This window comes from Desulfuromusa ferrireducens (assembly GCF_055389805.1).
Genome location: NZ_AP042415.1, coordinates 2,979,631 through 3,000,185 on the forward strand (window position 1 = coordinate 2,979,631; position 20,555 = coordinate 3,000,185).

19 protein-coding genes are annotated in these 20,555 nt (G+C 50.1%); 8 read left to right on the top strand and 11 right to left on the bottom strand.

Features of this window, described 5'->3' with window-relative positions; genetic code table 11:
• Window positions 1–37: 37 nt before the first annotated feature.
• Complete coding sequence (locus ACZ5PT_RS13415) at window positions 38–235, top strand: tautomerase family protein (protein ID WP_464263539.1); 198 nt, start codon at window positions 38–40, stop codon at window positions 233–235.
• An 80-nt stretch (window positions 236–315) separates the two neighbouring features.
• Here ACZ5PT_RS13415 and ACZ5PT_RS13420 read toward each other — a convergent pair whose 3' ends face one another.
• Complete coding sequence (locus ACZ5PT_RS13420; protein WP_464263540.1) at window positions 316–636, bottom strand: ArsR/SmtB family transcription factor; 321 nt, start codon at window positions 634–636, stop codon at window positions 316–318.
• Window positions 637–995: 359 nt separating this feature from the next.
• Here ACZ5PT_RS13420 and ACZ5PT_RS13425 point away from each other — a divergent pair, with 359 nt between their 5' ends.
• Window positions 996–1,823 (top strand): DUF3108 domain-containing protein, encoded by an 828-nt coding sequence (locus ACZ5PT_RS13425; RefSeq protein ID WP_464263541.1) that lies wholly within the window; start codon window positions 996–998, stop codon window positions 1,821–1,823.
• A gap of 136 nt (window positions 1,824–1,959) precedes the next feature.
• Window positions 1,960–3,615 carry a putative manganese-dependent inorganic diphosphatase gene (locus tag ACZ5PT_RS13430; protein WP_464263542.1) on the top strand — a complete coding sequence of 552 codons (1,656 nt, stop codon included), beginning with the start codon at window positions 1,960–1,962 and terminating at the stop codon, window positions 3,613–3,615.
• Between the two features lie 230 nt (window positions 3,616–3,845).
• On the opposite strand, the gene ACZ5PT_RS13435 is transcribed toward ACZ5PT_RS13430, so the two are convergent.
• Window positions 3,846–4,169 carry a cytochrome c3 family protein gene (locus ACZ5PT_RS13435; RefSeq protein ID WP_464263543.1) on the bottom strand — a complete coding sequence of 108 codons (324 nt, stop codon included), beginning with the start codon at window positions 4,167–4,169 and terminating at the stop codon, window positions 3,846–3,848.
• Between the two features lie 267 nt (window positions 4,170–4,436).
• Between ACZ5PT_RS13435 and ACZ5PT_RS13440 the strand changes: the two genes are divergently transcribed.
• The gene (locus ACZ5PT_RS13440; protein ID WP_464263544.1) at window positions 4,437–5,360 is read left to right on the top strand and encodes a helix-turn-helix transcriptional regulator; all 924 of its coding nucleotides are present in this window, start codon (window positions 4,437–4,439) and stop codon (window positions 5,358–5,360) included.
• A gap of 9 nt (window positions 5,361–5,369) precedes the next feature.
• Here ACZ5PT_RS13440 and ACZ5PT_RS13445 read toward each other — a convergent pair whose 3' ends face one another.
• The 9 genes from ACZ5PT_RS13445 to ACZ5PT_RS13485 are packed head-to-tail and all read right to left on the bottom strand — an operon-like array spanning window position 5,370 to window position 13,399.
• Window positions 5,370–6,035 carry a sulfite exporter TauE/SafE family protein gene (locus tag ACZ5PT_RS13445; RefSeq protein WP_464263545.1) on the bottom strand — a complete coding sequence of 222 codons (666 nt, stop codon included), beginning with the start codon at window positions 6,033–6,035 and terminating at the stop codon, window positions 5,370–5,372.
• 46 nt (window positions 6,036–6,081) lie between these two features.
• Window positions 6,082–6,264 (bottom strand): cbb3-type cytochrome oxidase assembly protein CcoS, encoded by a 183-nt coding sequence (gene ccoS / locus ACZ5PT_RS13450; protein WP_464263546.1) that lies wholly within the window; start codon window positions 6,262–6,264, stop codon window positions 6,082–6,084.
• Window positions 6,257–8,662 (bottom strand): heavy metal translocating P-type ATPase, encoded by a 2,406-nt coding sequence (locus ACZ5PT_RS13455; RefSeq protein ID WP_464263547.1) that lies wholly within the window; start codon window positions 8,660–8,662, stop codon window positions 6,257–6,259. Before ACZ5PT_RS13455 ends, ccoS begins: the two co-directional genes overlap by 8 nt.
• Window positions 8,662–9,108, bottom strand: coding sequence for a FixH family protein (locus ACZ5PT_RS13460; protein WP_464263548.1), 447 nt, complete (start codon window positions 9,106–9,108; stop codon window positions 8,662–8,664). The genes ACZ5PT_RS13455 and ACZ5PT_RS13460 overlap by 1 nt, the downstream gene beginning before the upstream one ends.
• 14 nt (window positions 9,109–9,122) lie before the next feature.
• Window positions 9,123–10,382, bottom strand: coding sequence for a 4Fe-4S dicluster domain-containing protein (locus ACZ5PT_RS13465; protein WP_464263549.1), 1,260 nt, complete (start codon window positions 10,380–10,382; stop codon window positions 9,123–9,125).
• Window positions 10,383–10,430: 48 nt separating this feature from the next.
• Window positions 10,431–10,913, bottom strand: coding sequence for a c-type cytochrome (locus ACZ5PT_RS13470; RefSeq protein ID WP_464263550.1), 483 nt, complete (start codon window positions 10,911–10,913; stop codon window positions 10,431–10,433).
• Window positions 10,914–10,962: 49 nt separating this feature from the next.
• A complete protein-coding gene (locus ACZ5PT_RS13475; protein WP_464263551.1) occupies window positions 10,963–11,103 on the bottom strand; it encodes a CcoQ/FixQ family Cbb3-type cytochrome c oxidase assembly chaperone in 141 nt (46 codons plus the stop codon).
• Window positions 11,103–11,981, bottom strand: coding sequence for a cytochrome-c oxidase, cbb3-type subunit II (gene ccoO, locus ACZ5PT_RS13480; RefSeq protein ID WP_464263552.1), 879 nt, complete (start codon window positions 11,979–11,981; stop codon window positions 11,103–11,105). The genes ACZ5PT_RS13475 and ccoO overlap by 1 nt, the downstream gene beginning before the upstream one ends.
• 2 nt (window positions 11,982–11,983) lie before the next feature.
• Window positions 11,984–13,399, bottom strand: coding sequence for a cbb3-type cytochrome c oxidase subunit I (locus ACZ5PT_RS13485; RefSeq protein ID WP_464263553.1), 1,416 nt, complete (start codon window positions 13,397–13,399; stop codon window positions 11,984–11,986).
• Window positions 13,400–13,695: 296 nt separating this feature from the next.
• On the opposite strand from ACZ5PT_RS13485, the gene ACZ5PT_RS13490 reads away from it, so the two are divergent.
• The 4 genes from ACZ5PT_RS13490 (at window position 13,696) to ACZ5PT_RS13505 (ending at window position 20,397) form a co-directional block, all read left to right on the top strand.
• A complete protein-coding gene (locus tag ACZ5PT_RS13490; RefSeq protein WP_464263554.1) occupies window positions 13,696–15,108 on the top strand; it encodes a sensor histidine kinase in 1,413 nt (470 codons plus the stop codon).
• A gap of 170 nt (window positions 15,109–15,278) precedes the next feature.
• The gene (locus ACZ5PT_RS13495) at window positions 15,279–16,247 is read left to right on the top strand and encodes a polyprenyl synthetase family protein (protein WP_464263555.1); all 969 of its coding nucleotides are present in this window, start codon (window positions 15,279–15,281) and stop codon (window positions 16,245–16,247) included.
• Window positions 16,248–16,384: 137 nt separating this feature from the next.
• Complete coding sequence (locus ACZ5PT_RS13500; protein WP_464263556.1) at window positions 16,385–18,883, top strand: ATP-binding protein; 2,499 nt, start codon at window positions 16,385–16,387, stop codon at window positions 18,881–18,883.
• 146 nt (window positions 18,884–19,029) lie between these two features.
• A complete protein-coding gene (locus tag ACZ5PT_RS13505; RefSeq protein ID WP_464263557.1) occupies window positions 19,030–20,397 on the top strand; it encodes a sigma-54-dependent transcriptional regulator in 1,368 nt (455 codons plus the stop codon).
• Window positions 20,398–20,555: the final 158 nt, after the last annotated feature.

The following is a 20,555-nucleotide window of genomic DNA, read 5'->3' on the forward strand; positions in this document are numbered from 1 at the left end:
TCTTCGCATTTAATCAGTGATGAAAGGAGGATACCAGATGCCTGTTGTAACTGTACGTACTGTTGGTGGAATCAGCGAAGAAAAAAAAGAGGAGTTGATGGATCGGATTACCGTGGCAATGAAGGAAGTGCTTGGTAAAAATCCAGAAGCCACCCATGTTATCATCGAAGAGATCCCGGCGGAAAACTGGGGGATTCGAGGCAAAACGGTTGCTGCAATCCGGGCCGGAAAATAAAGATTAAGTCGTATTTACGCCACCAAAAAAACGGTCACTTATAAAATAAGTGACCGTTTTTTTGGTGGACGCGATTATGTTTACTGGTCGCAGTTGATGGGGCCTTCAAAAATTGCCCCGACAATCCGCTTCGCTTCTGGAGAGGTGACTTGGTAGAAAACCTCTACTCCTTCACGACGTCCAGAAATAATGTCTTTGTTTTTTAAAAGTGCCAGATGTTGAGAAACGGTCGCCTGCGGAAGGCCGAGACATTCCCAGATTTTTTTTACATTACAGGACTGAGACATCAAACCCGCTACAATCTTTAATCGTATCGGATGGCCGAGAACCTTTAAAATTTCTGATTCGCGATCATAATCCTGTTCTTTCCCAAACGGCAACTTTTCAGCAGACTCAATCATAATTATTTACCTTTATTGAATTTTGAATATATGGATATTAGTTGGATCAAAGCTTTTCGTCAAGTGTGTTATTGCATGGTGCCCCGGTTGGGGGGGGAGCGCCGTTAGATTAGTATTTTGTTTGCCAGTAAATTGGCATTGATTTTGAAGTAAATATGTATCCACGATGACACGTAAGCGACCAATAAATAATGATAAATTTTCAAGTTGTTGCTTTTGCTCTGGAATGTTGGAGAGGGTGTGGCAAGTAGATCGGTTTCGATGTGTCGGCGGTTTCAAAGGTAGATGCCAATACGCCACACCATGGTATAAATGCTACAGTTTTTCTGGGTAAAATTATTGAAAAAGGTCTTATATACATGATCAGGAAGCTTATTCTCATAATCAATGCTCTATTCCTGCTGTTCGCAGTGCAAGTTTCATCTGTTGCTGCTGATCAGGGGAATATTCATCCAGTTGAAGGGCTGGTCGGCGAGCAGTTAGCTTACGATGTGTCTTTTCTGTGGTTCAAGCGGCTCGCTGAAGGGACTATTCGGCTTGAGAGAGGTGAACAAGCCGGGACCTATCTTGCTACAATGGAAGCCCGTACCCGCGGCTTTGCTGCTTTTGTTACCAAGAATCGCATTGAAAAATACCAAACGTTGATGGAAATCGGCCCCGACGGTTTTTTGCGTCCGTTGGTCCACAGCTCCCACACCTATAAGGGGGAGGGCAAGGAGCAGCGTGAAAAGCAGACCAGCTATACCTTCGATTATGATCAGCGCCAGGTTCAGTACAAAAAAATTAAATATCATCGTATCGATGCTGACGAGATGTTGCCCCTTGAGACCGATGGCCCGGTGTATGATATTTTGAGTGCGTTTTATAATTTACGTTTAGAGGCTTTTGGCTCTCTTGAACAACAGACAATCCACATGCCGACCTTTCATCGTAAAGGGGTCGAAGAAATTGTTGTGACTCCAGCGGTAGGCCTAAAGAATAAAGATAAAAACTTTTTTGCCGCTGAAGGGACACTCTGTAAGGTTTTGGTTGACCCTTCCGTATTTAAAACCAACGGCCGCGAGCTATTGGTTAGCTTTGATGCAAACAATCGTCTCGAACGAGGGATCATCAAAAATGTTATCGGTTTGGGTGATGTGAAGGGCGTACTACGTCAGGTCACAACTTTGGCGCAAGTCACTGACTGATTGATTTTCAACTTATAAGTTTTTTTTACAAACCTGTGTCTTCTGACGCAGGTTTTTTTATTTCTGCTGATGACAGTTAAGCGTCTGGGTGGTAAAAGGCAGCGAAAATGTTTTGCTCTACTGAAGGAGGCTGGCGATGAATATTGAGGAAAAAATTTACGTTATCGGGCACCGCAATCCCGATACCGATTCCATCTGTAGCGCTATTGCTTACGCAGAGTTGCGCCGCCAGCAGGGGCTGACAAATGTGTATTCCGCTCGTGCGGGCAATCTTAATCAGCAAACAGAGTTCGTTCTTGAGCACCTTGGGGTTCCGATCCCTGAATTGCTCGCCGATGTGCACCCTAGAATTAAGGATGTCGTCACTGAAGAGGTTGTGACTATCCATGAATCGACGCCGATGTCAAAAGCCATTGAGCTGTATCACAAGCATCGCATTCGTATGTTGCCGGTCGTTGATGATGAGTTCCGTCCAAAAGGGATGTTGTTACTGAAAACGGCCTCGGAGGTTTTTCTTGTCCCCACCGAACCGGATAAAATGCGTCGGGTGCGCGCTTCCCTTGCGTCAATTCAATCTTGCTTGGCGGCGACAGCGCACCACCTGGTTGAAGCCGATCAGGTGGATGATTTCAGCCTTTATGTTGGTGCCCGTTGTGAGGCCAGCTTCAGTAGTTGGGTGGATGAAATCGTACCGCAGCAGACGATTCTAATTACCGGTGACCGGGTCGGTATTCAAAAAAAAGCCATTGAGGCCGGTGTTCGTTTGCTGATTATCTCAGGCAAGTCTCCGGTCAGTGATGAGTTGCTGAGGGTAGCCGAAGAAAAAGGTGTTTCGATACTGGTCAGTGCATACGATACCGCAAACAGTGTCTGGTTGACGCGCATGGCGACACCGGTTGGAGAGCTGGTTGAGAGCGATTTCTTAAGCGTTGAACCAAATGACCTGTTGGATGATTTACGCTTCAAGCTGCAGCACGGCAAAAATCCTGGAGCTATCGTAATTTCACCCGATAAACGGGTTTCGGGAATTGCAACCAAGAGTCATTTGATCAAAAGTTCTCCCGTTAAGTTGATTTTGGTCGATCACAATGAATTATCCCAAGCCGTTCCCGGAGCGGAGAAAGTCGAAGTTCTTGAAGTGATTGACCATCATCGTTTGGGTAATTTTCATACCGATACGCCGATTCGGTTTATCAATCAACCCTTAGGTAGCACCTGCTCTTTGGTGGCAACTCTCTATCAACAGGCGCGGATCGATCCGCAACCGGCGACGGCTGGTTTGCTGCTTGCCGGTCTGTTGTCAGACACGGTTATTCTCAAGTCTCCGACCACAACCGAGAGTGACCGCCAATTGGTTCCCTGGTTGGAATCCCTTTCCGGTTTGGAATATAAGACCTTCGGTGCTGAGCTTTTTGCCTCAGGCAGCGCGATGGCTAGTGGGACGGCTGCTCGTGACTTGCTGTTGACCGATTTTAAAGAGTATTCTGCTGGAAATCACATGCTTGGACTGGGGCAGGTTGAGGTGGTTAACTTTCATTCGTTCCATCAGCGCTACGATGAGTTGTTGGTCGAGTTGAAATCGCTACGGAAAGAACGGGGCTACGAATTGGCGGCGTTACTCGTTACCGATATCGTTATGGAGACCAGCTTGTTGCTGACGGTTGGGCCTAACGAGCTGCCCTATGTCATCGGTTACCCTCAAGAAAATGAAAATTTATACATCCTTAAAGGGGTGTTGTCGCGCAAAAAACAGTTGGTGCCACATTTGTTGAAAGTCTTCAAAAATATTTGAGGGGTGGTGGCAGGGTAGGGTTTCACCTGCGCAAGACAAAAAAAGCCCCGCGTCAGGAGGGAGAACACGGGGCAAAAGTTTGTTTGGAGAGAGTTTGTTTTCTCTGTTGTTTGTAATTATAAGGATTAAATAATTAATGTCAACTAAAAATGAAAATAATTTCATAATATCTTTAAGGTAATAAAAAAGGCGAGCCACAACGGCCCGCCTTTTTTATTGTGATATCGTGATTATTTTACGTGGCAAGCCTTACATTTCGTCGGTCCGGCTTCTTTTTTATGACAGTCTTTGCACAATTTATGGAAAGCTTTCTTTGCTTTGGGAGCTTCCGGCTTTGAGCCATGACAGGTTTTACATGCTCCGTCGGCAACCCCGGTGTGGTGACAGGTTGCGCAGTCAGTCACCAGTTCCTGGTGCTTAGCATGGTTGAAAGTAACATCGCCCATACTTGCAGACATTTTTAATTCAGCGGGTCCTTTGTCGGCAGCAATAACGGTCATGGCAGCGACAGAGACCAAGGCAACAGCAACAAACAGGGTCAGTAGTTTTTTCATCTTCTTCCTCCTCTAGAGTTTAAAGCGGTGACAGCCTCCGCGTCACCTTTGCGATGGATAATTCCACATATTTTACCTGTTTTCATCAGACATCGGCTTGAATGTCGTAAGATGTCGGGTTGTGTTTAAGTAAAATTAGCCAGTTGCGGTTTGTATGTCGGGTTGGTTTTATTGATTTGATGTTATCTAATTCCACGGTTTACTCAACTGTAAACACTCTGGTAGACTTCATTGGTCAGATAAACTCTATTTTTTAGGTCAACTTATATGGACTTGGATATTCGACAATTACCTTCCGTTTCAATCGACGGGGAGGCTATTCGCAGGGTGCGGGAAGATAAACGTCTTACTCAACTCTATGTGTCGAAAGTTGTTGGTGTGACGACCGATACAGTGTCGCGTTGGGAAAATAATCGTTATCCGACCATCAGGCGAGATAACGCCCTGAAGCTTGCTGAAGCTCTTGAAGTCGAGCTTGAAGAAATTCTAAAGCGGGAAGAGCAACCGGAAGAAATAATTCCTCCACCTAAAAACTCGCAAAAACAGCTTTGGTTGCTTGGGCTGCTCGTCGTGTTTCTGCTTGTTGTGGGTGCTTTTTATCTCCGTAGTACTAGTGTACAGGCACCGACAATGCAGGCCAAGCGCTTACTGCCGCCGTATGCTGCTCCCGGAAGTCGGGTGTTGATTCGAATCAAGCTTTCATCGGATAAGCCTTTGAAGGGTATGATCCTGCGTGAAGAATACCCACAGGGTTGGAAACTGGTTGAAGCTGATCCGCCTGCCTCAAGTTTGGATAATCTCGAGGGGATGGCCCGTTGGATTTTCCGTAAGCCAGCGTTGCAGACAACTGTTTCCTATATGCTTGAGGTGGCAAAAGAAGCCGTTTCCAGCGATTCGATCCGTTGGAAAGGGGAGTTGATTGCCAATCCCGATGGCCATCGTTCGGTGATCCCGCTACAAACCGTTGGTCCGATGGAAATCAAACCGTTTCATTGGGCGGATAGTAACGGCAATTTGATTATTGAAGATCTCGAAATGCTGGAAGTATCGGAGTTGTTTGATGAAACGGGACAACTTCATCTCGATTGGGATTTATTGGAGGATATCTGGGATGCTGGTGGATACGAATGGCAGGCGGATAAACATCACTTTGCGCCGCTGAGGGCCAGTTTGCTGAAAAAGAAACCCTAATAGTTTTCGCTAGGTTAGCATGTTGATGTGTCCGTAAAGATTGTAACAGCCCATCAGTGCCACAGTCACACCGGCCGCTTTGAGCATCCAGCTGCGTTTTGAACTGACCCATTGGGCCGTTCCGCCGACCAGTAACAGGGCCGGAACCGTTCCCAGTCCGAAAGCCGTCATCATCAGCGCCCCGATACTACTGTCGGCGCTCTGTGCCGCCGTCAGCGCCATTGCGTAAAGAAGTCCGCACGGCAAAAATCCAAACAACAGACCCAGCGGTAAGGCTGCGAACGCGGGCGGCAGTTTTCGCAGTCCTTTGACCGCTTTCGTCATGACGCCGATCGGGCCTTTGATTTCCAGGGACATCATGTTTAGTTTGGTGAATAGCCCGGCACTCCCCAAGCCGACCAGAATGATAAATAGATCACTGCCAATCAACAAGACTCGCGTCACGTCCTGCAACGAACTTTTCACCACCATCGCTGACCCGAGCCAGCCAACGAGAAATCCAATCAAGGTATAGGTCGTAATGCGGCCGAGATTGTAGAGCAGGTGAAAGGCAATGCCACTGTTACGACCGTCAGCGGTCAATGAAAGGGCGCTGACCAAACCGCCGCACATGCCGATACAGTGGGCAGATCCAAGCAGACCGGTCATAAATGCCATGCTGATTAGTGGATCCATGGGAACTCCCGGCATCTCGATTTATGGGTACCTAGAGGTCTTTTTTTCACCGTCGAGTCCCGCCTGGAAAATCGTCATCAGACTCATCATCATCATCGTCAAGCATACGGTATTTGGCTCCTTCGATATCATCGAAATCGCCCCGCTTGACCGCCGACATAAAAAACAGCCAGACGCCGGTACCGATGCAGAAGGAGAGGAAAATCAGGATCAGGATCGATTTAAGCATTGGTTAAGGCAATCCTTTTCAGTCGCAGGGAGTTGGTGACCACGCAAATAGAACTGATCGCCATCGCCGCTGCGCCGTAGACGGGTGCTAAATGCCCACTGGCCGCCAGTGGCAAGGCGATTAAATTATAGCTGAAAGCCCAGAGTAAATTCTGCCGAATAATTTTCATGCTGCAGCGCGACAGGTTCAGGGCGGTCAACAGGTTGCTCAGTTTCGGCCGGGTCAGGATTAGGTCAGCGCTTTCCACGGCGATGTCTGTACTGCCAGCCAGGGTGCAACCAATCCGCGCTGCGCTCAAGGCTGGCGCGTCATTGATCCCGTCGCCGACCATCATCACCCGCGAATCAGGCCACTGCTCGATCAATTGCGCTTTGTCTGCCGGGGTCAACTGTGCGTGGTAATTGTCCAGGTTAAGTTGGGCGCTAAGGGCAGCGGCCGCATCGGTGCGGTCTCCTGTTAGCAGTAGGGTCTGATAACCCGCCTGTTTCAGGGTACTGATCAGTGTCGCTGCATCCTCCTGGGCTTGATCGCTTAATTCGATCCAACCCCGGTATTCGCCATTTTGCGCCAAGTGGACTTCGCTGTTTGATGAATTATTGTTTGTGGTGGCAAACTCGATGCCCTGCTCCTGGAGAAACAGCTGGCTGCCAGCGAGAATTTCTCCGTCCCTTCCGGAGCTTTTAATCCCCCGTCCGGGGACCGTTTGTGAGCTGTTTTGCGGGGAGGTTGTCAGGTTCTGTTCTCTGGCTCGCTCTAGAATCCCTTTGGCTAAGGGGTGCTGACTCCCGGCTTCGGTATTGGCGAGCAGTTGCAGCAGCTGCGTTTCTGTTATTGAAATTGGTTGTATCTTTGCGACTTGAGGCTTGCCGGTTGTCAGGGTTCCGGTTTTGTCAAAGGCAATCAGTTTGATATCGGCTGTCGCCTCGAGAACATCGCCACCTCGGTAGAGAATTCCCTCTTCGGCAGCGCGTCCGGTCGCCACCATGACAGCCGTTGGTGTCGCTAACCCCAACGCGCATGGGCAGGCAACCACCAGGACAGTGATGGCGTACAACAGGCCGTTTTCCCCTCCGCCCCAGAAGAAGAAGGTTACTGCCGCAATCAGCAGGACAATGGGGATAAAGATCGTCGCAATGCGATCGGCAAGTCGCTGCACCGGAGCTTTTCTGGCCTGGGCCTGCTCGACCATGCCGGCCACTCTGGAGATAAAAGAATCAGCGGCTGCGGCAGTAATTTCAACTTCAATCCGTCCGGTCAGATTCAGGGTGCCAGAGGTGACGTTTGAGCCAATTTCACGCACCACCGGTAGCGGTTCGCCGGTGACGGCGGCCTCGTCAATTTCTGTCGCTCCGCTGCGGATAATGCCATCGGCCGGCAGGCGTTCACCGGCGACAACCTGGATGCGATCGCCCGGTTGTAGTTGTTGACTATCGACGCTGATCCACTCTTCGTCTTGCCAACGGCTGGCTTTGGCCGGAGCAAGTTTTAGCAGTCGGTCGACACTGGCTGAGGCTTTTCGCCGGGCACTGCTTTCGAACAGGCGGCCGGCCAGAATCAGGGTGATGATCATTGCCGCGGTATCGAAGTAAATCTCGCCGCCAATGGTCAAAGCGTAGAGGCTGTAACTGTAGGCGGAGAGGGAGCCGAGGGCGATCAGCAGGTCCATGTTCGGCTGACGATTAAGCAGGCTGTACCAGGCGCCGCGCAGAAACGGGTAGCCGGAATAGAAAATCACCGGGGTGGTGACCAGCGCCGCCAATATCTGCAGCAAGTCACGGGTTTGCGGGTTGATGCCCTGGAAATAACCCGCATAAAGAGCGATAGAAAAACCCATCAGTTGCATCGACAGGAATACCGCGGTGCCGAAACGGAACATCAGGCTGCGTTGTTCGCGATCGGCCGACTGCTGTAATTCGTCGGGAGAGTAGGGGCGGGGGATATAACCGATTTGCGCCAGTTGCGTGCAGATGAGCGCGGGAGAAATCTGTGCCTGGTCAAAATCGATCAGAATCCGGTGGGTGGCAAAATTGACCCGGGCAGAGTGAACCCCCGGCTGTTTTTGCAGAATTCGTTCGATGACCCAGATGCAACTCGCACAGCGGATACCGTCAATGATCAAACTGATTCTGTCTATGTCGTTTGCATGACTGACGAACCGGGCCAGATATTCGGGGTCGTATTTGGTTTGAATGGCTTCTTTGTTGGCAACCGTTTGCCGATCCTGGCGGCGATAGTAACTGCTGAGGCCGGCACCATTGATAATCTGATAGGCACTACTACAACCGTGACAGCAGAAGTTGAGGGTTTGGCCATCAATTTCAGTAGAAACGAGATCCGCAGGCAGAAATATCTCTTTGCAGTGGATACATTTCAGTGGTGGCGGGGTCGATTCTGTCATCAGATATTGAGTAATAACTGGCGTGAAATTCTGGCACCTTCGCGCTCAAAATCAACGCGCACAGTAATTTCACCAGTGAGTGTTGCCGGCAGTTGAATGTGATAACTTCCCGGTGAGTTTTCAACGAGTGGTAGCGCTAATTGGTTGCTCTCTGCCTGAGTGTAGAAAGTTAACAGCCCTCTAGCTCCACTGACCGGAGCGGAGTTGCCGTCCATCAAGCTGATCTGTAATTGTTTCTCAGCCAGCGTCGTAGCGACCTTCCAGCCGAGGACACTGGCCGCTCGTTTTTCGACCAGCGTGTTGTTGTATTTCAGGCCCTTGCTGTAGTAGTCACGGTCAGTGACTTCGGTCCCCGGAGTTGAGGCCTGAAAGGCCGACCAGGTCGAAAAGAGCAGAAAAGCTCCAAGTAGAGATAGAATGAAAAACGGGTAGAAATTATTAGGCATTTAGGGTCCCGGATTTATTTGCTCAACGGCGATATCTGCGCTTCACTGACCGCCAGTTGTCGATTTTCATTATTGAATAGTACGAAGTCTATCATGAATGCTTGCTCGTCAGTGGCGGAGATCAACACGTAATCAATTTTACGATTTTGTCCCGCAGAAAGCCTAAGCTGTTGCGTCTGCCCCTTGATCGTCAGTGGGGCACCTGATTTCGTCTTGGCTTGCAGGTAGTAGATTTCGCTTTTCGTACTGCGATTGTTAATCCAGCCATTAAAGAAGGTTGCCTGCCGCCCATCTTTGAGCAGGCGACTTGCGACGCTGTGCGAAACTGATATTTTGAGTGACGCTTCAACACGATTGAAAATGGAAAACGCAAGAATCGCCATCAGGATGACCAGGATCAGACTCAAAAGGATCGTTCGCGGATTAAATAGCGCCGCAGGGCTCAACTTATCGACACCGAAGGTGTAAGAGATCAGTCCCGTTTGCTGGCGCTTTTGCATGATCTGTCGACACGCATCGAGGCAGCGTCCGCAGTTGATACATTCGACCTGGTAGCCCTGACGGATGTCAATTCCCATCGGACAGCAGCGCACGCAGGAGTTGCACTTGATGCAGCGCTCCTTTTCGCTCTCCGGCATCTGCAGGGTGAGAGTTGCGGGGTCGACCAGTGCCGTTTGGATGCGTCCGTAGGGGCAGAACTCTTTGCACATCAAGCGTCGGATCAGAGCCAGGTCAAGGTAGATAATCAGAGCAATGCTGATAAATGTCAGCCAGATCGAATAGTGGAGCTGGCCATAGTAGATGCTGCGGAAAAAGCGTTGTGGTTCGATGAAATACCAGAGCAGATTGGCGGAAACCAGCGTTGCCAGCAGAAAATAGAATCCCTGAACAACAACTTTGCGCCAGCTAGCACCCTGGAGGCGATTTTTGCGGACGTTTAATTTTAGTCGTTTGGCAAACCATTCTGCAAGGTCGTTGAGTGTCGTTTGTGGGCAAGCCCAGCCACACCAGACGCGACCGGAAATCAAGGTGATAAGCAGGAACCCGATACCGAAAACGAGGCAGAACAGTAAAAAAAGAAATAGCTCTTCTATCCGCAACACTTGCCCGAACAGATACAGGCTTAAGCTGGGGACGTCAATGCGCAGCAGACTGTTGCCACCCGGTTGCAGCCAAGGCAGCAGCAGAATCAGTAACGAGATGACCCATTGAAATTTGCGCCGCCAGGGGCTGAGTGGCCCGGGGAGTTTATCAACACAGGATGTTTGTGACATAGCCAAGGTTTTGCCGGGGCGAGGAACCGCCCCGGCAAGCTTTAAGGATTAGAGGTTTTTGGAGAATTCAACCAGGGCGTCTACTTCTGCGTCCTTTAGTTGGCCACCAAAAGGAGGCATCTTGCCACCGCGACCATTTGCGATACTCGTTTTAACCGCAGCGGTATCTTTTCCGTAGATATAGCTGCCACGACTTAAGTCGCTGCCGAATCCACCTTTGCCGTCAGCGCCGTGACAGCCAGCGCAGTAGGATGCGAACAGCTCTGCTGCGTCAATGCTGCTTGCTGCCGATTGGTCTGCAATTGTCGCCTCGGCGGATGGGGCCGATTGATTGTAGGCCGAGGTGTGTGCCGTCATTTTTTCATCAAATTCACCGCTGGAACTCCAGCCGCTGAACAGATAATAGGCCATGAAGATCACCCCCCAGGCAATCAACCCGAAAAACAGCAGATAAAAATAGACTGGTGCCTTCTTGCCTGCTTCAACGATTCCATCGGCATGATCTTCATGCGACTGATCAGAATTGCTCATATCAATATCCTTTTAAGTGTAACGGCCGGTTTGCTGCGAGCGTTACAAATTAATCATCATCAAGCATGTTGTATTTTGGGGCTTCGCCTTGGTCTTTGTTTTTGCGCCGATAGGTCCGAAATACAATCAGCGCGAAAATCACGAACAGACCGAAGGTGACGCCCAGATAAAGGAGTGATCCTAAATCCATTAGTTATGATCCTCACCGAGGTTATAGTCCCTAATAAAGTTGGTCAGTTTCCAGACCTTATCTGTCCCAAGGGCTGAGAATGACGGCATGCCGCCATCCGGGATGCCATTGTAAATGATTTCAAACAGCTCCGCATCCGCGTAGTTTGCTCCGACCAGTTCGGGACCAATTTCCCCTTCGAGATGACCGCCGTGACAGGCGGCGCAGTTGCTCTGATAAATGCCTTCCCAGGATTCCATGGCACTATGCTCTGTATCGCTGTAGGGGTTGATCAATTCACCAACGATCTCGGTTTTAACCGTCTGTCGCCAAGGGATATCGCTGCCGAGTTTCTGCATATAGGCAACGATGGCGTCCATCTCGTTTTTACTTGCCAGCGCACTGATTTGTTCTTCAGTGTAAGGGAAATCAAGAACTTCCATTTTGCGGCGGATCATGTTGGGATCGAGAGAGTACTCGCGCAGCCATTTATAGTCCGGCATGTTGGTGCGCGGAACCATTGAGCGCGGCGAATCCATATGCTTGTAATGCCAGGCATCCGGGTATTTTCCACCGAGGCGCGCCAGGTCGGGGCCAGTCCGTTTGGAACCCCAGAGGAAGGGGCGATCATAGACGAACTCGCCCGATTTGGAATATTCACCGTAGCGCAACACCTCGGCGACCAGCGGGCGGACCGTCTGCGAATGACAGTTGTTGCAGCCTTCGCGGATGTAAACGTCACGGCCTTCCTGCTGCAGCGGGGTGTAGGGAACCACCCCTTCGATACGATCTGCCTCGGTATTGACCCAGGCAAACGGCAGGATCATGGTGACGATGGTGCCGACCAGAATCGCGCAGGTTGCCAGAACCATGAGAAGGACAGGTTTTTTTTCCCACATAATCAGGCCCTCCCTTCCGCTTTGGCAATCGCCGGTGAAGATGCTTCGCCTTGCCGCGTGGTCATGTAGAGGTTGTAGATGAAAATCAGCACACCGACAAAGTAGATAATTCCGCCGCCAGCGCGGGCCCACCAGTAGGGGTACATTTCGACCATGGTTTCCATGAAGGTGTAGGTCAAGCTACCATCTGAATTCATCGCATTCCACATGCCGGCCTGCAAGACGCCGGCAACCCAGAGACTGATCGACCAGATCAATTGACCGATCAGAATCAACCAGAAATGCAGGTTGGCCAGCGGAACGCTGAACAGTTGCTTACCGTAAATGCGAGGCACCAGATAGTAGATGCTGGCAAAGCTGATCATCGAGACCCAGCCCATGGTGCCCATGTGAATGTGCGCGGGAATCCAGTCGGTATAGTGGATGAAGGCTGAAAAAGTTCGGATCGCCTGCATCGGACCCTGCAAGGTCTGCAGACCGTAGAAGGTGATACCGATAATCAGAAACTTGACCAGATAGTTTTCCCGCATCTGCTGCCACTGGCCGTTCATCGACAGGTAGCCGTTGATGACCGATCCCCAGGAGGGGGCAATCAGCATCACCGAAAAGGCCATCGCCAGGGTCTGCACCCAATCGGGGACCGGAGTCCAGAGCAGGTGGTGAGCGCCGGTCCAGAGGTACATAAAGATCAACGACCAGAAGGAGATGATCGACAAACGGTGGCTGTAGATCGGTACACCGGTCGATTTTGGCAGAACATAGTAGAACATTGCCAACGGTGGCGCAGTCAACGCCATGGCAACGGCATTATGCCCGAACCACCAGTGGACGTTGGCATCATTGGTTCCGGCGTAGGCCGAATAGGATTTGAACAATGAAACCGGAAAAGCCGCCGAGTTGACCAGAAACAGAATCGCCACACCGATGATCGCCGCCATCATGTACCAGAGGGAGATATACATCTGCTCCTCTTTGCGCTTGATGATGGTCATGATGATGTTGACGGCAAAGACGACCCAGAGAATGACGATCATCACATCGATCGGCCATTCCATTTCGTGGTATTCCTTAGAGGTGGTATAGCCGAGCAACAGGGTTATTGCCGAGGCGATGATGGTCGCATTGAAAAACCAGAGTTGAAATTTTGCCAGTCCAGGGCTCCAGAGCGGGGTTTTGCAGAGCCGCTGGGCAATATAAATGAACATGGCAAAGGTGGTGCCGATCCCCCAACCGTAGATGCCGGCATTGGTGTGAATCGGGCGTAGTCGACCAAACGTCAGGTAGGGAGGGAAGTTGAGGTCCGGGTTAACCATTTGCAAGGAGGCAATCACTCCGACTAAAATGGCCACCACGCCCCAGACGATACTCCAGTTGACGAAGCTCCTGACAATGTCGATATTGTAGGATGGTTTTTCCATGCAACCTCCTGTTGAGAATTTACAAATGGGACCAAATTAACAGAGTAAGTTTATGGGATATGAGAAAAATGTCAAACACCATTTAGATATATGACAAAAGCGGTTAGAGATTATGGGGCAACGCCTGAAAAGTCAAAACAAAAAAGTTGCCGCAGTTTTCTTGACAGCTTTGCTTTGCTCCTCATATGATAACTATTCTTCTATAATTTCAGGTGATTATGCGGATTACACTAGGTAGGAAACTATTTATATATACCAGTGTCTTGCTTCTGGTTGTGCTTTTGGCGGCTTTTGCTGTGCTTGAACGCAATCAGGCGCGGCAGTGGCAAGAGTCTCTCAATGTCCAACAACTTGCCTTTGCCCGTTTTGCTACCCCGGAATTATTAAAGCATTTTCGCGGCAACTTCAGTCAGGCTGCGGGTCCAGCCCATCGAGAACAATTAAAGGGCTTGCTGAGTTTCAATCCCGATCTGATCAAGTTCATCATTTATTCTCCGACTGGGCGGGTTCTTTTTGATCCACCACCCTTCAATGGCGAGCAGCTTCCCCTGCTGCCCGTAGATCAGGCCTGGTTGATGTCGGTGCTTGATCCCGTCTCACGAACGCTGGAGTTGGCAGATAACAGGCGGTTGCTCGAAGTTGTTGCGCCGGCTTTTGGTCCCTCTGGTGGAAAAGTCCTCAACGTTCGCTACCTGTTTTCATTTCAAACTGTCGACCGTCAGCTCCATGAGATGCGTCGCACCTTTTTGTTTATTGCTTTGATCGCTGCGGCGAGTGCTCTGTTTTTGGTCGCCTTGGTGACGCGCCGGGTAACCCGGCCGATCCAGCAATTAACCGCAGGGGTGCGGGCTATTTCCAGTGGGCAGTTGCAAACCACTATCCCCTCCACTGGGCGTGACGAGTTAGCGCTGTTGGCGACGGCATTCAATGAAATGGCGTCGAGTCTGGCGCAGAATCAGTCAGAATTACAATCGAAGAATGTGCAATTGCAAAACGCCAATTCGGAACTCTTGCAGGTTCATGAACGTCTGATTCGGACTGAGCGGTTGGCAGCCGTTGGGCAAATCGCTGCCGGAGTCTCTCACGAGATCGACAACCCGGTCGGCATTATTCTTGGTTATGCGGAGCTGCTATTGGAGGATTGCCCTGGGGACGATCAGCGCAAAGATGATCTGCGGGCGATTATTGATGAATGTCATCGTTGCAAAAAAATCACTGGCGGATTATTGGGGCTGGCAAAAATCGGTATTCCGCGACGAGAACCGGTCGATTTGAAGGCGCTGGTGGCAGAAACGGCTGAATCGTTACGGCCACAGAAGTTGTTTCGCCAAATCAATATTCATTTGCCTGACAGCGACGATTTGCCGAGTGTTTGGGCCGATGGTGACAGGATCAGGCAGGTGTTGGTTAACCTGTTGCTAAACGCCGCGCAAGCGTTAAAGGGTTGCGGTGAGATCTGGATAGAGCTGCTTGCGTCGCAGACGCACGTGATTGTCGAAATTCATGACAGCGGCCCTGGTTTTGCTGATACCGATTTGGAAAAGTTTTTTGAGCCATTTTTTACCACCAAGGGAGGGAGCGACGGGACCGGCCTGGGATTGTCAATCTGCCGTAAACTGATTGAGGAGCATGGTGGTGAAATCTCCGCAGCACCTTCTCCGCATGATGGCGCGTTGCTGGTTGTCTCTTTGCCGCTTCGAGATCGCTAAGTCGCAAGTTTTATCCCTTGTCTTGAAAAAGGTTTTGACATCAATAGGTGTCGTTTCTACAATGGTCCGATTGTGAGGGATAATACTTGCCGGGTCTGTAAGGGTTACTTTCGGTAGCCGTGCCTGGCTCTGTCTCAATGTCATTCGAAGTTCAAGGAATTCAGCTTGTTATGGATACAGTTACTGCTCTGCTCAAAAATGAAATGGATGCGGTCGAAGGACACATTAAACATAATCTGACCTCCGACGTGCAGTTGGTCAGTCAGGTTGGAGAATACATCCTTTCCAGCGGCGGTAAGCGTATCCGCCCGATGTTGCTGCTGCTTTCTGCTCGCCTTTGCAACTACCAGGGTGAAAAACACGTATCCTTAGCCAGCGTCGTTGAATTTATCCATACGGCAACCTTGCTACATGACGACGTTGTCGATAGTGCAGATTTGCGGCGCGGTAACCGTTCGGCCAATTCGGTCTGGGGAAATCAGGCCTCGGTATTGGTCGGGGATTACCTGTTTGCCAAGTCATTTTCGGTGATGGTCGATAGTGGCAGTCTGAAAATTCTGAAAATACTTTCCGATACCACGACCCAGTTAGCCGAGGGTGAGATCCTTCAATTGATCAACACCTGTGACCTTGAAGTCGATGAGCAACGTTACCTGCAGGTTGTGCGTGATAAAACCGCGATTCTGATTGCCGCTGCCTGTCAGGTCGGTGGGGTTCTTGCCGACACCGATGAAGCTCGTGAGCTGGCTCTGCGGGAATTTGGCCTGGAGATCGGAATCGCCTTCCAGTTGATGGATGATGCGCTTGACTACGTTGCCGATGTAGCCGATTTCGGCAAAGAGCGTGGTCATGACCTGTTCGAAGGAAAGATGACCCTGCCTTTGATCTGTGCCTATTCCAGGGCATCGGCCGCGGAAAAAGAAGAGATTGCCCGGATTATTGATGCCGAGGAATTAAGTGACGAGGACCTGAATTACACTTGCGAACTGATCGATCGTCATGGCGGTATTGCTTACACCCGGAAAAGGGCGGCTGATCGGATTGAACTGGCCAAGCGTCAGCTCGAGCTGTTCCCCGACTGCGAGGCCCGGCGCGCACTCTACACTCTGGCTGACTATGTGGTGTCGCGTAATAAGTAGGTTTGATGTGAACTATAGGCCGGCTGCGTAGTTTGTCGGTTGTTATTTTCTAGGGGTTCCATTTGTGGGACTCCTTTTTTATGCTTCTAATTGTTGATTGCTATGCTCAGTAACTGAATTCGGCTATAATCTGCTCCATGTTTCGTGTCAATTTACATACAAAAGTGCTCGGCGCTTTTCTGTTGCTCTCCCTGCTCCCTCTGGTTTTATTACTGATCAATTCCCATCACAGTTTACGCCTGGTCGAGGATCTGCTCCGTCAGCGCACCACCGAAGCGCTCGATACCCAAGCTGCTAAGGCGCTTGAACTACGCGCTGAAATGGTGGCCGGTCAAGTCAGTGCTTTTCTTCAAGAGGTTGAAGGGGATTTGCAGGATTTGGCTTTGCTGCCAGCGATGGAAAATTCGTATCTCGCTTTCAGTACAAGCCATCAACGGATGCTTTGGTATCAAGGTGGCAGTAAAGAACAGCCGCTGGAGGTGCGCGAAAAGGCACTGCTGTATAGTGAACTGACCTATATCGATGCAAGCGGGCAAGAGCGGATCAGGATTGTTGATGGTCGGCCCTCCAGCGAGTTGAGAAATGTTGCTGACCCGCGCGCGACCACCTACAGAAATGAGGATTATTTTCAACAGGCAGCCCGGTTACCAGCGGCAGGGGTCTGGGTCTCGCACTTGAACGGTTGGTATGTCAGTCGAACCGATCTGTCGCAAGGGGTGCCTTATCGTGGCGTCGTCAGGTTTGCGACCCCGATCTGGCGCGAGAATCAATTCAAAGGAGTGGTGGTCCTCTCTCTCGATCATCGCCACCTGATTGAGTATACTCAGCATATTTCGCCGACCGAAGATCGTTATGTCGCTTTTCCGTCCTACGCCAGTGGTAATTACGCATTTATGTTTGATGATCAGGGTTGGACTATCGCGCATCCGAAATATTGGGATGTGCGTGGTTTTGACTCTGACGGGACGCTGGTTCCCGCTTACACAGAAAATACTTCGGAAGAGGATAAACGCCTCGGACGGTTGCCGTTTAATCTCTTTGAGGCAGCATTTATTCACCCCAACTACCCCAGGGCGGCAGAAGCAGTTCGGCGTGGTGAAACCGGAATCTTCGACACGACGAATATCGGTGGATCGAAGAAAATAATGGCCTATGCTCCGATTCATTACAGTCGCGGTGATTATGGGAAATATCAGGTATTCGGCGGCATTACCATTGGTGCAGAGGTTCAGTATTTCCATCAGCCTGCGGTCGCGACTTCCAAGCTGATTCGCCGGGAGATCACCAAATACTTGAGTGAGTCTTGGTTGGTGATTTCAATGACGGTCATGTTCGTCATTGTGGCGGCATACAGTTTGTCCAACAGTATTATCCGGCCGTTGTTGTCGTTGACGGAAGGCACGCGCGAGATGATCCGTGGCAATATGTCCGCCCGGGTTAATGTCCGTTCAAATGACGAGGTTGGGGTGCTCACCGAGTCGTTTAATACCATGGTCGATGAGTTAAATAATCGCCGACAGCGATTGTTGAAGACCTTGCAGGCACTCCGCCATTCACGCAAAGAGATCATTCGGGAACGAAACTTCAAGGATACAGTTTTTGAGAACGTTGAAATCGGAATTTTGACCTTTGATCACGATTGCCAGGTGACTTCGGTTAACGGTCCGGCATGTAATATCCTCGGCATCGAAAGACCGGCGCAGAAGAGTCCGTGGCAACAATTGCTAACCCTTTGGCCGGAGTTTGGCGAGGTGCTAGAGGAATGGTTTAATACCGGTGAACTCGACCGTCGCGAGTCGTCTCGGCGCTATGTGGCGCTGCAGAGAAACGGTCGTCCATTGACTTACCGGCTGGTCATATTCCCCTTGAGCTTTCGCCAGCAGGCTGGCTGGTTATTGACTGTGGAAGATCTGACCGAACGGGTCAACATGCGTCAACAGATGGCCCGTATGGACCGGTTGGCATCGCTGGGACGGATGTCGGCTGGTATTGCGCATGAGGTGCGCAACCCATTGACCGGTGTCAGTTTGCTGCTCGACGAACTGCATGATCGACTGCTGGGTCAAGAGACTGATCAAAAGTTGATCCGCCGCGCGCTTGGTGAAATAGAGCGTTTGGAGTCTCTGGTTAACGAGATGTTGCGTTTTTCTTCCATGCCCGCGCCGCAATTGGCGCTTGGCGATATCGGGACGGTTCTGCAGGATTCCTTGTTTTTGGTGCGCAAGCAGTGCCAACGGCAGAAGGTGGAGTTGCGGGAATCTATCGCCGCGCAACTGCCTGAGATGCAGATGGATGCTGATCGTCTCAAGCAGGTTCTGCTGAACCTGCTCAATAATTCACTTGATGCCATGCCGGATGGTGGGGTGTTGTCCGTGGCCGTTGCATTGACTGCCGGGCAATTGCGCATCAGTGTCATCGATACTGGCATTGGTATTCCTGCTGAACAGATTCCGCTTATTTTTGAACCCTTTTATACCAGTAAAGGGCAGGGCACAGGTCTTGGCTTGGCGATCAGTTACAATATTATCTCCGATCACGGCGGCAAGATTGATGTTGAGAGTCAGCCGGGGCAGGGGACGACTGTGCATATTACCCTTCCGCTTGATCACGACGCACCAAACAACCTTATCGGCTAAAATCCACCACATCTGTTCGCTTTTTCTTTTGATTTATCCATTTTATTGAAGGTTCTGGTCGAAAATGGCCACATTGCTTGTCAGTGATCTTAAATGTGGCTATATTTGGTCGGTGGCTCGATTTGATTTTCGCAAAGGATAACTTCATGGAAAAAATACTTATTGTTGATGACGAAGCGTTTATTCGCGAAAATCTCGAAAGAATTCTCGCCGAAGATGGTTATCGGCCGCTGTCTACCGAATCGCCCGACGAAGCTGTACGGATTGTTTCCGAAGAGGAAATCAGTCTGGTTTTGCTTGATTTGAATCTTGGGAGCCATAGCGGTCTTGATGTGCTGCGGGCGATGAAAGAGGTCGATCCCGATATTCTGGTGATCATCATTACCGGTTACGGAACCGTTGAAAGTGCTGTCGAAGCATTAAAAATTGGTGCTTATGATTACATCAAAAAACCGTTTAAGGCTGATGCCATTCACCTGATTGTTAAGTTGGCCCTCGAGACGCAGAACCTGCGCCGCAAGGTCAAGCGTTTATCGAAGGATGCAACGGGGATCAATATGGTCGGCAACAGCCCGGCGTTGCTGCAGATTTTTCGCCAGATTCGCGAGGTTGCCAAGCACGAAACGGCAACGGTGTTAATCACCGGTGAGAGCGGGACTGGCAAAGAGCTTGTTGCTCACGCAATTCACAATCTGTCGCCGCGTAAGGAGCGTCCTTTTGTTGACATTAACTGCGGATCTTTACCTTATAATCTCCTCGAATCTGAACTGTTCGGTCATGAACGGGGCGCATTTACCGATGCCAAAAATCGCAAAATAGGTCTGTTCGAAGAATCGGATAGTGGGACCATCTTTCTCGATGAGATCGGTGAGATGGATATGAATCTGCAAGTTAAATTATTGCGAGTTCTCGAAGATCGCAAAATTCGTCGTCTTGGTGGTAACCGGAATATTGATATTAATGTGCGGATCATTTCTGCCACCAATGCTGATTTCAAGGCGGTGATGGAGCGCAAAGAATTTCGCGAAGATCTCTATTATCGTCTCAATGTTTTCCCGATTCATATCCCGCCTTTGCGTGAACGACGCGAAGATATTCCCGTTTTGCTCGAAACCTTTTTGGTCCGCTTCCGTAAGGAGTTTAACAAGTCGATGAAAGGCTTCTCCCGCGACGCGCTTGAACTGATGATGCGTTATCACTGGCCGGGAAATGTCCGCGAACTGCGCAATATTGTCGAGCGGATCTGTATTATGCATAACGTTGAACAGATTCGCGCCGAACACCTGCCACGTGAAATCTGGGGTGAAGAACCGCAGAGTGAAGTGCCTTTCAGTTTCGAAATTCCACCAGAAGGGATCGTCCTTGACGAAGTGGTCGGACAGGTGGAGAAGGAGTTGGTCGAAAAGGCTTTTAAGGTGACAGGTGGTAATGTTGCCAAAACTGCGCGTATCCTCAATGTGCCGCGTGGAACATTACGTTATAAACTGGAAAAATATCAGTTGACCTGCGATTAGCTGCATTATGCATAAAGCTGGCTGCTTCAAGCCGACCCGATTGGCCAAAATTAGCCGATTGGGCCGGCTTTTTGTATTTTTTCACCATTTCTGTACCATTGTTCGTTTCCGGATATAAACCTGTTTAATCTAGTAAGCCACTGAAATGACAATAGATA